The following is a 14389-nucleotide window of genomic DNA, read 5'->3' as shown; positions in this document are numbered from 1 at the left end:
AAAATGACAATTATCGAAGATTTGACTGAAAACAGATTGCTTTTTGATGGTGCGATGGGAACCATGCTGCAAAAAATGGGTCTGCCAGTGGGAATGGAGCCTGAATATTTCAATTTGAGCCATCCTGAAACGATTACGCAGATTCACCAAGAATACGTGGCAGCCGGAGCGGATGTTATTACCGCCAATACATTTCAAGCGAATCAAGTAAAATTGAAACAAACAGAGTTGCCAGAGATCATCGAAGCGGCGATCAACCTAGCAAGAGCGGCTCAGCCGAAATACGTTGCTTATGATATGGGCCCCATAGGCCAATTGATGGCACCCATGGGAACTTTAAGTTTTGACCAAGCGTATGAAATGTTTCGAGAACAGGCTGTGTTGGCAGAAAAGGCCGGAGCTGATCTAGTAGTAATTGAGACAATGTCGGATTTATTGGAGACAAAGGCGGCAATTTTAGCAATCAAAGAAAATACCTCATTGCCGATTTTTTGCACGATGACATTTCAGGAAGATGGTCGAACTTTTGTCGGTACAGACCCCTTAACAGCGGTTTTGACCTTGCAGTCATTAGGGATTGATGCGGTTGGAGTAAACTGTTCTTTAGGTCCAAATGAACTATTGCCAATCGTGGATGAAATCTTAACCTATGCCAACATACCAGTGATGGTTCAAGCAAATGCTGGCTTGCCAGAAATGAAAGATGGTCAAACCTTTTATCCGTTGACGGTGGACGATTATGGTTTAGCTATTGAGAAAATGCTCAAAAGCGGTGTTCGCATCGTAGGCGGTTGCTGCGGAACAAATCCGGAGTTTATTCAGAAAATTCGCCAACTGATTGATGAGATCCCTCCGGTTGCTTTGACTCCGCAAAAAGTTACGGCCGTTACCTCTGGGAGTCAAACGATTGTTTTAAATGAAGGATTGCATTTAATTGGCGAACGAATCAATCCTACTGGGAAAAAACGTCTGAAAGAAGCGCTGAGGAAAAAAGATATAAGCTATATTTTGAAGGAAGGCTTGAAGCAAATTGAGGCTGGAGCGGATATTTTGGATATCAATGTCGGTTTGCCGGAAATTGATGAAGCTGAGATGATGCAAAAAGTTGTTCAAGAGCTGCAAGGAATTGTCACAGCTCCTTTACAAATTGACAGCTCCAGTATCACAGCGATTGAGGCCGGAGCTCGTTACTATAATGGTAGACCATTGATCAATTCAGTAAACGGAAAAGAAGAAAGTATGCGGGAAATATTCCCGATTGCTAAAAAATATGGAGCAGTGGTTTTAGGGTTAGCGTTAGACGAAACGGGGATTCCTGATACGGCTGAAAAACGGTTGGCAGTAGCTGAAAAAATTGTTGAAACTGCTGCTAGTTATGGGATTGCCAAAGAAGATGTCATGATTGATCCGTTAGTGCTAACGGCATCCGCTCAACAAGAACAGGTACAGGTGACCTTAGATACAATCAAGCTGGTTCGGGAAAAATTGGGTGTATTGACTGTTGCTGGGTTAAGCAATGTTTCTTTTGGTCTGCCGAATCGGGAAAGTCTGAATGGGGTGTTTTTGGCGGCAGCCGTGGGGGCTGGACTTAATGCGCCGATTGTTAATCCCCTCTCAGATATTCTGATGCAAGTGGTGCAGGCATTAAAAGTCATTAATAACCAAGATCAGGATGCGATGGAGTATATTGCTAATAACCAACAAGTAATAGATCAGACAGCTTCTCTGGTTACGAGCGATCAAAAAAATACTGATGACTTGAAAACGTTGATTCTAAAAGGGCAAAAGGATGAAACGCCAACTTTAACAAAACGCTTATTAGAAACGAAAACCCCTCTGGAAATCGTTAATGATTATTTCATTCCTGCGTTAGATGAGGTAGGTTCAAAATTTGAAAAAGGTCTCCTGTTTTTGCCTCAACTGATGCAATCAGCTGAAGCGGTTCAGCGGTCACAAGAAGTATTAAAGCAGTATTTTGAGGCTAACGGACAGGAAACAGAATATAAAGGAAGAATTCTGTTAGCGACTGTACAGGGGGATATTCATGATATTGGTAAAAATATTGTGAAGATGGTGTTGGAAAATTATGGCTTTGAGGTAATTGATTTAGGAAAAGATGTACCGATTTCTATGGTGGTTGAGACACTCAAAGAAGAAAAGATTCAGTTGGCTGGCTTAAGTGCTTTGATGACAACGACGGTCCAAAACATGAAGAGCACGATTCAAGCCGCTAGAGAAGCAGGTTTAGATACAAAATTCATGGTGGGCGGAGCGGTGCTAAATGAAGAATACCGAGAATTTGTTGGTGCAGATTATTACGCTAAAGATGCTTTAAATAGTGTCACGATTGCGCAAGAATTCTTCCAAGACAAAAAATAAAACAGCCGAGTAAAATGGATGATTTCTAGACATTTTACTCGGCTTTTCTATTTTATAATGACTTCCTGCGGCTAAAAATATTTTTTTCGATATTCTTGGACGACCGCTCGTGTCGAATAAATTTTTTCAGCATTTTCTTTGTTGCGGCTGATATAGACATAGAACAATAAATCAATCGTAATGAACTGAGCCAAGATCGAATCTGTTGCGGCGCTACGGTAAGTTGCTTCGGTCGGACGTGAAGTTTGAAGACAAACGTTTGAAAGCTTGGCCAATGGATTTTGTCCGAATTGGGTCAGGGTAATGATTGGGATACCTAAGTCTTTGGCTGTTTCCGCTAAAGCGATCAGTTCGGAGGTCAATCCAGAATTTGAGACTAGCCAAATGACCGCTTCTTTTTGATGCAGGACTAGCTGCGGCAAAATGGTGTTGTAATCTTGTTCGCTAATAACATTCTTCCCTAAACGGCTCCATTTTTGAACAATGTCAGTTGCTGCTAAACTAGAGGCGCCAATTCCTAAAACATAACAAAATTCTTTTTCTTCCAATAGTTTGCAGGCCTCGAGAAAAACCTCTTCGTTGAACAAAGCTGTTGTCTCGTCAATGGTGAAGCGAGCGTTGCTGGCTAATTTGTTTTTTAAACTGTGAAATGATTCGTCGTGACCGACATCACTGTAGGTATTATTGCTGCGCTCCTGCATTGTTTCGGCAGAAAGCTCTATTTTAAAATCCGTTAGGCTATTGTAGCCCATCTTTTTTGAAAAACGAACAACCGTTGGTGCGCTTGCTCCAGAGGCTTCCGCAATTTCGTTGGCGGTCATACCTGAAGCTTTTTCACTATTGTCACGAATGAATTGATAGATTTTTTTTTCAGCTGCAGACATTTCCTTCTGCATGCTTTTCATATGAGAAAGAACGCTCATAATGGACTCCTTTTAAACTTTTTTTCTATTATACCATTTTCCAAATAAATTTATTTTTTCTATAGAACGACAGATCCGTCTTTCTTTTTTCTTGAAAAGTCGTATGATAATAAATGAATCTTTTCTAAAGGAGTTTACTAGATGGCTTTGGTTGATTTTATTTTGCATATCGATGCCCACATGGTGTCGTTGGTTCAGCAATATGGTGTTGGAATTTATCCAATTTTATTTGCAATTGTCTTTATTGAAACAGGTGTCGTGATCTTTCCATTCTTGCCTGGTGATTCATTTTTATTTGCAGCAGGTGCCTTAACTGCGTTAGGTGGAAATGTGCTTCATCTCCCATACGTGATTACGATTTGTGTGATTGCTGCGATTTTGGGAGACACAATGAATTATTGGATTGGCCATACGATTGGCGTCAGAGCTTTGTATCATAGCCCTATTTCCCGATTCATCAAAGAGGATAAAGTAAAAGAGGCGGAGAAATTCTTTAACGAGCGTGGGAAATGGACGATTTTCTTGGGACGTTTTATGCCATTTGTCCGCACGTTTATCCCGTTCATTGCCGGTTCAAGTAAAATGAATTGGGGCATTTTTTCAAGCTTTAATGTTTTTGGAGCTATCGTCTGGGGGACAGTGGTCACTTTGGCAGGTTATTTCTTAGGGAATATTCCAATTGTCAGTGAGCATTTTTCATTGATCATGCTAATGATTGTTTTTATTTCATTGGTGCCAATTATGATTCCGTATATCAAACAAAAAATCCGTGCATAAAAAAGAGTTTGAAGGTTCTCCGATACAGGAGGCGTTCAAACTCTTTTTTCTACAAATAGAAATATAAAATTTCGGGTATTACTCTGAAGCGTAGAGGAGGGCCTGTTGTTCCCAAACCTGTATTAACAACCAAACTTGTTTGGGACGTTAAAGCATAAATGCCTTGATCATAGAGCTTTGACCCAAAATTTTTATACGGCAAGATCGGAAAACGAATTTGTCCACCGTGACTGTGTCCCGATAAGATCAAATCAAAACGATCAAGGTCTGACAAATGCTGGACTTGATCAGGTTCATGTACCATAAGGATTGAAAAACGCGCATCTTTGGGTTGCGTATTGTAGTCAGGTTGTCCTTCCTGACCATCATCGATGCCAGTCAAACTTACTTGCTCTACCAGCGTACTTTGGTTGTTTAACAAAACGAAGCCGCCGGCAGCCAGTATTTCACTGACAGCGTCTTGTCCGTTGGAACGATAATCATGGTTGCCTAAAATCGCAAATTTCCCTTTAGGCGCGTTGATTTTAGTTAATTGTTGACTGATTATTTCACAATCTCGTGTTTCCCAATAGCGATAATTTTCAATTAAGTCGCCAGTGAATAATACGATATCTGGCTTTGCGGCGTTAAGTTTTTCGACGATTTTGTCAAAACGTTTTGGAGAATAAAAAGGGGAGAAATGACTGTCGCTGATTTGCGCAATCATCAATCCTGTCTTTTTTCCTTCCTTGATATCTAGTGTTGTGTGCTTTGTGATCTTAAAATGCTTTTCGACCAATTGATAGGTGGAATATCGGCAATAGATCAGAAAGAGTACTGCGAGCACAATTAGGAAAAGAATCATCAATACCACTTTCTTTCTGATTTTTCGTCAGTATATCCAAAAGAAAGACCTGTCACAAGTTTGACAGGTCTTATTTAATGATTATTTAAATCGTACGGACTGTTTCACGTTGAATTAAATGATGTGGTACGACTAATTGGACACCCGTAGATTGCTTTTGGTCAATTTGTTCCATCAGTTTTTGTGTCCCTAATCGACCGAGATCTGAAATATCGATATCAATTGTTGTCAAATAAGGATGGACTAATGTTGCAAAAATCGAATTATTGAAGCTGATAACTGACAGGTCATCAGGCACTTTATAGCCATGCAAGGTTGCCAGTTGGATCATCCGCAGCGCAAAAATATCATCGATCACGACCAACGCTGTTGCACCAGTTTCTTCAATTACTTCAGGGAACCTCGTATAATCTTCAGGCTGCAACATCGTTAGCGGTGGATGCGTGGGCAAACTTTGCAGCATCATCGCTTCTTGGTAGCCAAAGTAGCGTTCGAAGAAAATCACTTCTTGATTGACGTTCGAAACGAATAAAATATTTTTGTGGCCTTTTTCGATCAAGTGCTCTGTTGCTTGCTTGCCAAGTAACTGATTGTCATTATCGACATACAGAATATCTGCTTCTCTTTTTGGGGGACGCCCAATCAAAGTAAATGGTATTTTATTCTGATAGAGATATTCAGCAATTGGATCGTCCTTTTCTGAATAGGCTAAAATGAAGCCGTCAACTTGTTTTTGTCGATGCATCCGGGTGACGTTTTCTAGCAGTGTTTCACTATTATCCGATGAAGCTACAGCGGTCGTTACTTGGAAATCAGCCGCTGTTTCATTAACGGCATTCAGTAATTCTAAATAAAACGGGTTACCCAAGCGTTCACGGGAATTAAGCGGAGGCAAAATCACGCCTAAAGAGTTTGCCCGCTGTTTTCCAAGATTTCGCGCTGTTACATTTGGAAAATAGCCCATTTCATCCATAATCTTACGAACTCGTTGCTTCGTCTCAGCTGAAATACTAGGGTGATCATTAATGACGCGTGAAACCGTAGAAGGAGAGACATTCGCTTTTTTTGCCACGTCTTTTACTGTAGATGTCATATTTCGCTCTCCTTTCTCATTAATTATTTTCAAACCATATACCATTCAGCCGTATAATGAATAGTTTTATTTTTGCGAATACCAAGTAAATTGGTAAAAGCAGAGGGGATACAATCTCATTACTAGTGAGTACTTATTTATCCCATTGTTCTTCCAGAAATGCTAGTGTTAATTCGGAAGTTGATTCTACCAAGGCAATATCATCACCTAATTGTTCTGCTTGTCCGACACCAACGGGAAGGGCTCCGCAGGCTTTGATGGCAGCTATACCAGACTGAGCATCCTCAATTCCAATACATTCATCTGGATCTAAGCCTACCACTTGTGCTGCTAAAATAAAAATATCCGGGGCAGGTTTTCCAGCCGCGACTTTTGCCGGATCGGCAATTCCGTCAAAATAGTCGGTCAATGCCATTTGTTTTAGTAGAAAAGGACCGTTTTTACTAGCCGATGCCAAAGAAATCTTGATTCCGGCATTCTTTAATTCTTTTAACAGCTCTAAAATTCCGGGATAAACGTCTTTAGGTGAAACAGCTTGAATCATTTCAACGTAATTGTCGTTTTTACTTTTTGCCAATTGTTGGAATTCTGTTTCAGAAAAATCACTTTCACGTTTACCATGCTCAAGGATCAACCGTAAAGAATCTTCACGGCTGACACCTTTGAGTTTCTCGTTGAATTCACGATCAATCGTAATGCCTAGCTCATCAGCCAATTTTTTCCATGCAAGGTAATGATACTCAGCGGTATCCGTAATCACGCCATCTAAATCAAATAGTACACCTTTAAACATTTGATTCCTCCTGTTCTAGCAGAACCGTGATTGAATCGCTCAAGATAATTTCTTTCTCATAAAGCATCATAGCTAAGGCAGCTCCATCTTTCAAGTCAATTTGTACTTCTTTTTGATTTACACTGACGGCTAACAGACGGCCACGGTAATTGATATGGAATGAATAATGATCCCATTCCTTTGGTAATAAAGGTGCAAAGCTTAATGTCCCAGTATTGGTTTTCATCTGCGCGAAGCCTTGGACTATAGCTAACCAGCTGCCAGTCATGGAAGTGATGTGCAAACCGTCGTCTGTATCGTTGTTGTAATTATCTAGGTCTAAGCGAGCCGTTCTTTGATACATTTCCATTGATTTATCTGTTAATCCAAGTTCCGCAGCCAAGATCGCGTGAATCGAAGGCGATAGTGAAGACTCATGGACAGTCATTGGTTCATAAAACTCGAAGTTTTTTCGTTTTTCTTCAAGGGTAAATTGATCGCCAAAGAAATAGATTCCTTGTAAAACATCCGCTTGCTTAATGAAGCAAGAACGTAAAATCTTATCCCAAGACCAATTTTGGTTCAACGGTCGATCTTCTGGAGACAAGTCAGAAACAGGCATTAAATCTTTGTCTAAGAAGGTATCATGCTGTACGAAAATACCTAATTCTTCATCTGTTGGGAAGTACATATGATCGATGATATCTTGCCACTTAGCTTGTTCTTCGTCAGAGATTAATACAGTTGCTTGGGTTTGATATTTACGATAATTTTCTAGTGTATAAGATAGTACCCAACTTGCTAAATAATTAGTGTACCAATTGTTGTTAATATTATTTTCGTATTCATTAGGACCTGTCACACCATGAATCATGTATTTTTGCTGACGTTTCGAATAATGTACCCGATCCGCCCAGAAACGAGCAATCTCTGTTAATACTTCAAGACCTTCTTTTTGAATATAGCTTTCGTCACCTGTATAAGTTGTGTAGTTATAAATTGCGTGAGCGATAGCACCGTTTCGATGAATTTCTTCAAAGGTTATTTCCCATTCATTGTGACATTCAACCCCAGTAAAGGTAACCATTGGATATAAAGCACCATTCAGACCTTGCTGACGAGCATTGTGCTGGGCCTGCGGCAATTGATTGTGACGATATTTTAACAAGTTTTTCGTTACATTTGGATTTGAAATTCCTAGATACATCGGAACAGCGTAAGCCTCGGTATCCCAATAGGTTGCACCGCCATATTTTTCACCAGTGAAGCCCTTTGGTCCAATATTTAATCGTTCATCTTCACCGTAGTAGGTAGAGAATAGTTGGAAAATATTGAAACGAATTCCTTGCTGTGCCTCGTCATCTCCACCGATCAATACATCCGCCAATGCCCACCGATTTGCCCAAGCCTCATTTTGCTCTGCCAATAAGTCTTCATAAGTAGCAGCGTAGTCTGTTAATAATGCTATGGCTTTTTCGCTTTGTTCTGTTTCTGGTACATCACGGCTTGTTAAGACCACAACTCGCTTTTCAAGTTGAATAGTTTGATTTGCTTTCAAAGCATAGGTGAAGGTTTCAGCAACTTCTAGCGTATCATCCTGTTGAAGTCCGATTGAAGAACTAATATGTTGCATAGCGCCAGTTACAGAGAATTGTTCGATGCCAAAATTATTTGGTACCGTCTGCGTTGTCAGAAAGCTGATATCTTCTTGGTGTCCGCGTCCTTTTTCCAACCAAAACATTTCTTCATAGTTACTGTCTTCGTTTTGAACATTATTGTCTAGTTTAGACACGACCTTTAGCTCTGCTTCGCCAATTAAACACTCTGCAGTAAGCCGAATCACCGCAAGTTCTTTTTTGACGACACTTAAAAAGCGCTCGAAAGTAAAACGAATTTTTGTATGATCAATTGTTACAATGAAGGTACGAGTAAGAACACCATTTTGCATGTTCAACTCCAAATCGAAATCTTCGATGTCCATCACTGCTAAATCAATCTCTCGATCATTTACGAATAACTTCATTTGAATGAAATCCAACGCGTTGATTACTTTGCCGAAATATTCAGGATAGCCGTTCTTCCACCAGCCGACACGGGTTTTATCGGGATACCAGATACCAGCAAGATAAGTACCTTGATGATGGTCACCGCTATAAGTTTCTTCAAAATTTCCTCGCATTCCCATATATCCGTTTCCTATACTGGTTAATGATTCTTGCAGGCGACGGTTTTCTTTATCTAACTGAGTTGTTCTAATTCTCCAAGGATCAATTTCAAAGAGACGCTGAACTGTTTTCATAATAAGTCCTCCTAATATTTTCTTACTCTCATAATAAACGCAACCGGTTGCGCAAGTCAAGCATTAGTTCACTGAATTAGAAAGATAAGTTCTTTCATAATTTTGGTACTTTTAAAAATATTTCAGCTGAAAGAGTTTACAAATTTTGTTTATGAGTATATAATGCAAATTAACGAAACCGATTGCACAAAATGAGTAATCGAAAAAAATAGGAGGAACAAACATGAAAGGGATCAAAAAGCTCTTTAGTTTTGAATTTTGGCAAAAATTCGGGAAGGCACTGATGGTGGTAATCGCGGTAATGCCAGCGGCGGGATTAATGATCAGTATCGGAAAATCACTACCGTTAATCAATGAGAATCTCGGATGGTTAGTTACAACTGGTGGCGTAGTCGAAAATATTGGTTGGGCCATCATTGGAAATCTACATTTATTATTTGCATTAGCAATTGGCGGAAGCTGGGCGAAGGAGCGAGCTGGCGGTGCGTTTGCAGCGGGGCTATCATTCATTCTAATTAATCGAATAACTGGCTCGATCTTTGGCATCACTTCTGAGATGTTAGCCGATCCAAATGCAATGACTCACACCTTATTTGGACAAAAAATAATGGTTGATGGCTATTTTACAAGTGTTTTAGAAGCACCAGCATTGAATATGGGTGTTTTTGTCGGAATCATCGCCGGTTTTGTTGGAGCAACTGCCTACAATAAGTACTACAATTTCAGAAAATTACCTGAAGTGTTGACTTTCTTCAATGGGAAACGTTTTGTTCCGTTTGTTGTTATCTTGCGTTCAGTGATTGTTGCTTTGGTTTTAGCCTTTCTATGGCCGATTATCCAAACGGGGATCAACGAGTTTGGTAAATGGATCGCAAACTCTCAAGAAACTGCACCGGTCCTGGCACCATTTCTATATGGAACGCTAGAACGATTGCTCTTGCCGTTCGGTTTGCATCATATGTTGACAATTCCGATGAATTATACGCAATTGGGTGGTACTTACGAGATACTGACTGGCGCACAAGCTGGAAGTCAAGTATTAGGGCAAGATCCATTATGGTTAGCTTGGGCAACAGATTTAGTTAATTTGAAAAATGGTGGAGACATGTCTCAATATCAGCAAGTATTGACTCAATGGACTCCAGCACGATTCAAAGTTGGACAGATGATCGGTTCTTCAGGTATCTTGATGGGCTTAACCTTAGCAATGTATCGAAATGTCGATCCTGATAAAAAGAAAAAATATAAATCAATGTTCTTATCAGCGGCAGTAGCAGTATTCTTAACTGGGGTAACAGAACCGTTGGAGTTTATGTTTATGTTTGTGGCTGTACCGCTTTATGCGTGCTATGCGGTGATTCAAGGAGCGGCGTTTGCAATGGCGGATTTAATCAATTTACGTGTTCACTCATTCGGGAATATTGAATTATTAACCCGTGTACCGATGGCATTGCGAGCAGGACTTGGTAATGATTTACTTAACTTTGTATTAACAAGTATTGCATTTGGAGTATTTACTTACTTCTTTGCGAACTTCATGATTAAAAAATTCAACTTTGCGACACCAGGAAGAAATGGAAACTACGAAGTTGATAATGAAGAAGCAACTAATACTACAAGCGATGGATCAGTATCAGCGGACTCGCAAATTGTGAAAATCATCAATTTGCTAGGAGGACCACAAAATATTACTGATGTGGATGCTTGTATGACACGCTTACGAGTGACAGTAGCTGATAAGAACAGCGTTGGCAGTGAAGAGGCTTGGAAAAAAGCAGGAGCGATGGGACTTTTAGTCAAAGACAACGGTGTTCAAGCTGTTTACGGGCCTAAAGCAGATATATTGAAATCAGATATTCAGGATTTGTTGGATTCAGGTGTTGAAATTCCTACAAGTGCTAGTCAGGAAGAGTCGACTGTACAGGAAAAGAACGCCAGCACATCGTTTAAAGGCTTGCATGCGGAGTTCGTAGCTCCAGCAAATGGTGAGATGATTCCGATCGATAAAGTAGAAGATGACGTCTTCTCACAAAAAATGATGGGAGAGGGATTTGCCGTTGTGCCGGAAAATGGTGAAATTGCTAGTCCAGTTGCAGGAACAATCGTGTCTGTATTCCCAACAAAACATGCTATTGGTATCAAAACCGATGATGACATTGAAGTGTTACTTCACATGGGGATTGATACGGTAGATTTAGGCGGAGAAGCGTTTAAAATCCACGTGCAAGAAGGCGAAAAAGTCAAAGCGGGGAAAGTTGTAGCAACAGCTGATTTAGCGAAAATTCAAAAAGCCGGCAAAATGACTACGATGATCGTTGTATTTACAAATGGTGACAAAATCAAGGATTACCATTATGCTAAGACTGGACTCGTTTCTCGTGGGGAAACGATTGGAACAATCGACTATTAAAGTGAGGCGAGAGCAATCAAAGTATTGACCCTGAATACTCATAGCTGGATGGAAGGAAACGACCAACAGCAAATTGAAGTGTTAGCGAACCGTATTGCGAAGGAAAGCTATGATTTGATCGGTCTGCAAGAAGTGAATCAGCTTCTTGCAAGTCCGTTAGCAAACCTAGACAAATACTTTCAACCATCGAAAGAACAGGAAGCCATTCATCAAGATAATTTTCTATTTCTATTGACCGAGCGGTTGAAGGAATTAGGATGCAGCTATTATTGGAACTGGACGTATAATCACGTTGGCTATGACATTTATCATGAAGGCATCGGTTTGTTGTCAAAGACACCACTAAACGTGGAAAGCTTGTTGATTTCAGAAAGTCATGATCCGAGTGATTATCATACGAGAAAAGTGGTAATAGGTGAAACAATAATTAATGATCAAAAGATAATAGTAGTAAGCAGCCATTTTTCTTGGTGGCAAACGACAAAAAAAGCTTTTGCTTATGAATGGCGAAAGTTGGAGCAGTTTTTAGCAGAAAAACAAGGAAAGCAGATCATTATGGGCGATTTCAATAATGACGCGAAAACAAGCGGTGAGGGTTATGATTTGGTCGATAAAAGTATTCTTGATTTACAGGATGCTTTTATTCATGCCAAAGTAAAGCTCGGTGAAAATACGGTTGAAGAATCAATTGATGGTTGGGCAGGAAATACGGCAAAATTGAGAATCGACTATATTTTTGCCTCTCGTAACTTCGAAATAGAAAGTTACCAAGTGGTTTTTGATGGGGAAAATGAGGTTACAATTAGTGATCATTATGGTGTAGAAGCAACAATGGGCTAGCGAATTGCTAGTCCATTTTCTATTTATTTGAAATTATTTTGAAAAACGACTGAAAAGTATTTGACATTATTTTTCAATATGATATTATCAATAACGTTGCTGAAACATGTTGATACGACAATGAAAAATAATTGTTGACAAGCTTTTTGTTGAATGTTATTATTTCAAAGTTGTCAATTGAGTTTCAAAACTTTTTCAAAATTCATTGAAAAAAGTTGTTGACTTTCAAACGGCAGCCTGTTAAGATATAAAAGTTGCTGAAACAAAGCGACAAACAATGTAGACCTTTGAAAACTGAACGAATAAAACAAACCAAATGTGTAGGGCGCTTCTATTATAGAAGCAAACAACATAGCAAGCAATATGCTAGCAAGTCAATTATTACAATTGAGCTTAACAGTCGCAAGACTGTTTCAAACACTTTTTATGAGAGTTTGATCCTGGCTCAGGACGAACGCTGGCGGCGTGCCTAATACATGCAAGTCGAACGCTTTTTCTTTCACCGGAGCTTGCTCCATCGAAAGAAAAGGAGTGGCGAACGGGTGAGTAACACGTGGGTAACCTGCCCATCAGAAGGGGATAACACTTGGAAACAGGTGCTAATACCGTATAACAATCGAAATCGCATGGTTTCGGTTTGAAAGGCGCTTTTGCGTCACTGATGGATGGACCCGCGGTGCATTAGCTAGTTGGTGAGGTAACGGCTCACCAAGGCAACGATGCATAGCCGACCTGAGAGGGTGATCGGCCACATTGGGACTGAGACACGGCCCAAACTCCTACGGGAGGCAGCAGTAGGGAATCTTCGGCAATGGACGCAAGTCTGACCGAGCAACGCCGCGTGAGTGAAGAAGGTTTTCGGATCGTAAAACTCTGTTGTTAGAGAAGAACAAGGATGAGAGTAGAATGTTCATCCCTTGACGGTATCTAACCAGAAAGCCACGGCTAACTACGTGCCAGCAGCCGCGGTAATACGTAGGTGGCAAGCGTTGTCCGGATTTATTGGGCGTAAAGCGAGCGCAGGCGGTTTCTTAAGTCTGATGTGAAAGCCCCCGGCTCAACCGGGGAGGGTCATTGGAAACTGGGAAACTTGAGTGCAGAAGAGGAGAGTGGAATTCCATGTGTAGCGGTGAAATGCGTAGATATATGGAGGAACACCAGTGGCGAAGGCGGCTCTCTGGTCTGTAACTGACGCTGAGGCTCGAAAGCGTGGGGAGCAAACAGGATTAGATACCCTGGTAGTCCACGCCGTAAACGATGAGTGCTAAGTGTTGGAGGGTTTCCGCCCTTCAGTGCTGCAGCTAACGCATTAAGCACTCCGCCTGGGGAGTACGACCGCAAGGTTGAAACTCAAAGGAATTGACGGGGGCCCGCACAAGCGGTGGAGCATGTGGTTTAATTCGAAGCAACGCGAAGAACCTTACCAGGTCTTGACATCCTTTGACCACTCTAGAGATAGAGCTTCCCCTTCGGGGGCAAAGTGACAGGTGGTGCATGGTTGTCGTCAGCTCGTGTCGTGAGATGTTGGGTTAAGTCCCGCAACGAGCGCAACCCTTATTGTTAGTTGCCATCATTTAGTTGGGCACTCTAGCGAGACTGCCGGTGACAAACCGGAGGAAGGTGGGGATGACGTCAAATCATCATGCCCCTTATGACCTGGGCTACACACGTGCTACAATGGGAAGTACAACGAGTCGCGAAGTCGCGAGGCTAAGCTAATCTCTTAAAGCTTCTCTCAGTTCGGATTGTAGGCTGCAACTCGCCTACATGAAGCCGGAATCGCTAGTAATCGCGGATCAGCACGCCGCGGTGAATACGTTCCCGGGCCTTGTACACACCGCCCGTCACACCACGAGAGTTTGTAACACCCGAAGTCGGTGAGGTAACCTTTTGGAGCCAGCCGCCTAAGGTGGGATAGATGATTGGGGTGAAGTCGTAACAAGGTAGCCGTATCGGAAGGTGCGGCTGGATCACCTCCTTTCTAAGGAATCAGTTCATCGAAGATGAACGTTACGGAAACTACACAGGAATGCTTTATTCGTTCAGTTTTGA

The 14389-nt window shown here is 41.1% G+C and carries 9 protein-coding genes and 1 rRNA gene; 5 read left to right on the top strand and 5 right to left on the bottom strand.

The window, feature by feature from the left end; all coding sequences use genetic code 11:
• Positions 1 to 3: 3 nt before the first annotated feature.
• Positions 4 to 2379 (top strand): homocysteine S-methyltransferase family protein, encoded by a 2376-nt coding sequence (locus AUF14_RS08680; protein ID WP_049218921.1) that lies wholly within the window; start codon positions 4 to 6, stop codon positions 2377 to 2379.
• A gap of 71 nt (positions 2380 to 2450) precedes the next feature.
• On the opposite strand, the gene AUF14_RS08675 is transcribed toward AUF14_RS08680, so the two are convergent.
• A complete protein-coding gene (locus AUF14_RS08675) occupies positions 2451 to 3302 on the bottom strand; it encodes a MurR/RpiR family transcriptional regulator (protein WP_016181543.1) in 852 nt (283 codons plus the stop codon).
• Between the two features lie 141 nt (positions 3303 to 3443).
• Between AUF14_RS08675 and AUF14_RS08670 the strand changes: the two genes are divergently transcribed.
• Complete coding sequence (locus tag AUF14_RS08670; protein WP_049218919.1) at positions 3444 to 4079, top strand: VTT domain-containing protein; 636 nt, start codon at positions 3444 to 3446, stop codon at positions 4077 to 4079.
• Positions 4080 to 4128: 49 nt separating this feature from the next.
• On the opposite strand, the gene AUF14_RS08665 is transcribed toward AUF14_RS08670, so the two are convergent.
• The 4 genes from AUF14_RS08665 to AUF14_RS08650 form a co-directional block, all read right to left on the bottom strand.
• Entirely contained in the window at positions 4129 to 4905 is a 777-nt protein-coding gene (locus AUF14_RS08665; RefSeq protein ID WP_227656338.1) for a metallophosphoesterase, read from the bottom strand.
• Between the two features lie 103 nt (positions 4906 to 5008).
• Positions 5009 to 6016, bottom strand: coding sequence for a LacI family DNA-binding transcriptional regulator (locus AUF14_RS08660; RefSeq protein ID WP_016181546.1), 1008 nt, complete (start codon positions 6014 to 6016; stop codon positions 5009 to 5011).
• Positions 6017 to 6149: 133 nt separating this feature from the next.
• A complete protein-coding gene (pgmB, locus tag AUF14_RS08655; RefSeq protein WP_049218915.1) occupies positions 6150 to 6809 on the bottom strand; it encodes a beta-phosphoglucomutase in 660 nt (219 codons plus the stop codon).
• Positions 6802 to 9087, bottom strand: coding sequence for a glycoside hydrolase family 65 protein (locus AUF14_RS08650; RefSeq protein WP_049218913.1), 2286 nt, complete (start codon positions 9085 to 9087; stop codon positions 6802 to 6804). The genes pgmB and AUF14_RS08650 overlap by 8 nt, the downstream gene beginning before the upstream one ends.
• Positions 9088 to 9310: 223 nt before the next feature.
• On the opposite strand from AUF14_RS08650, the gene AUF14_RS08645 reads away from it, so the two are divergent.
• The 3 genes from AUF14_RS08645 (at position 9311) to AUF14_RS08635 (ending at position 14318) form a co-directional block, all read left to right on the top strand.
• Positions 9311 to 11497 carry a PTS transporter subunit IIBC gene (locus AUF14_RS08645; RefSeq protein ID WP_082158270.1) on the top strand — a complete coding sequence of 729 codons (2187 nt, stop codon included), beginning with the start codon at positions 9311 to 9313 and terminating at the stop codon, positions 11495 to 11497.
• A gap of 48 nt (positions 11498 to 11545) precedes the next feature.
• Entirely contained in the window at positions 11546 to 12337 is a 792-nt protein-coding gene (locus AUF14_RS08640; RefSeq protein WP_227656337.1) for an endonuclease/exonuclease/phosphatase family protein, read from the top strand.
• 422 nt (positions 12338 to 12759) lie between these two features.
• A 16S ribosomal RNA gene (locus tag AUF14_RS08635) occupies positions 12760 to 14318 on the top strand.
• The last annotated feature ends 71 nt before the right edge of the window (positions 14319 to 14389 follow it).

Origin of the sequence: Enterococcus avium (genome assembly GCF_002891025.1) — a bacterium.
Classification (GTDB): Bacteria; Bacillota; Bacilli; order Lactobacillales; family Enterococcaceae; genus Enterococcus_A; species Enterococcus_A avium.
Note: the sequence above shows the minus strand (reverse complement) of the source record. Positions and strands in the feature narration are given on the sequence as shown.

What these genes read in the sequence shown, in the direction of transcription:
- AUF14_RS08680 (WP_049218921.1), top strand. Translation starts at nt 4, where the DNA reads ATGACAATTATCGAAGATTTGACTGAAAACAGATTGCTTTTTGATGGT.
- AUF14_RS08675 (WP_016181543.1), bottom strand. Translation starts at nt 3,302, where the DNA reads ATGAGCGTTCTTTCTCATATGAAAAGCATGCAGAAGGAAATGTCTGCA.
- AUF14_RS08670 (WP_049218919.1), top strand. Translation starts at nt 3,444, where the DNA reads ATGGCTTTGGTTGATTTTATTTTGCATATCGATGCCCACATGGTGTCG.
- AUF14_RS08660 (WP_016181546.1), bottom strand. Translation starts at nt 6,016, where the DNA reads ATGACATCTACAGTAAAAGACGTGGCAAAAAAAGCGAATGTCTCTCCT.
- pgmB (WP_049218915.1), bottom strand. Translation starts at nt 6,809, where the DNA reads ATGTTTAAAGGTGTACTATTTGATTTAGATGGCGTGATTACGGATACC.
- AUF14_RS08650 (WP_049218913.1), bottom strand. Translation starts at nt 9,087, where the DNA reads ATGAAAACAGTTCAGCGTCTCTTTGAAATTGATCCTTGGAGAATTAGA.
- AUF14_RS08645 (WP_082158270.1), top strand. Translation starts at nt 9,311, where the DNA reads ATGAAAGGGATCAAAAAGCTCTTTAGTTTTGAATTTTGGCAAAAATTC.
- AUF14_RS08640 (WP_227656337.1), top strand. Translation starts at nt 11,546, where the DNA reads ATGGAAGGAAACGACCAACAGCAAATTGAAGTGTTAGCGAACCGTATT.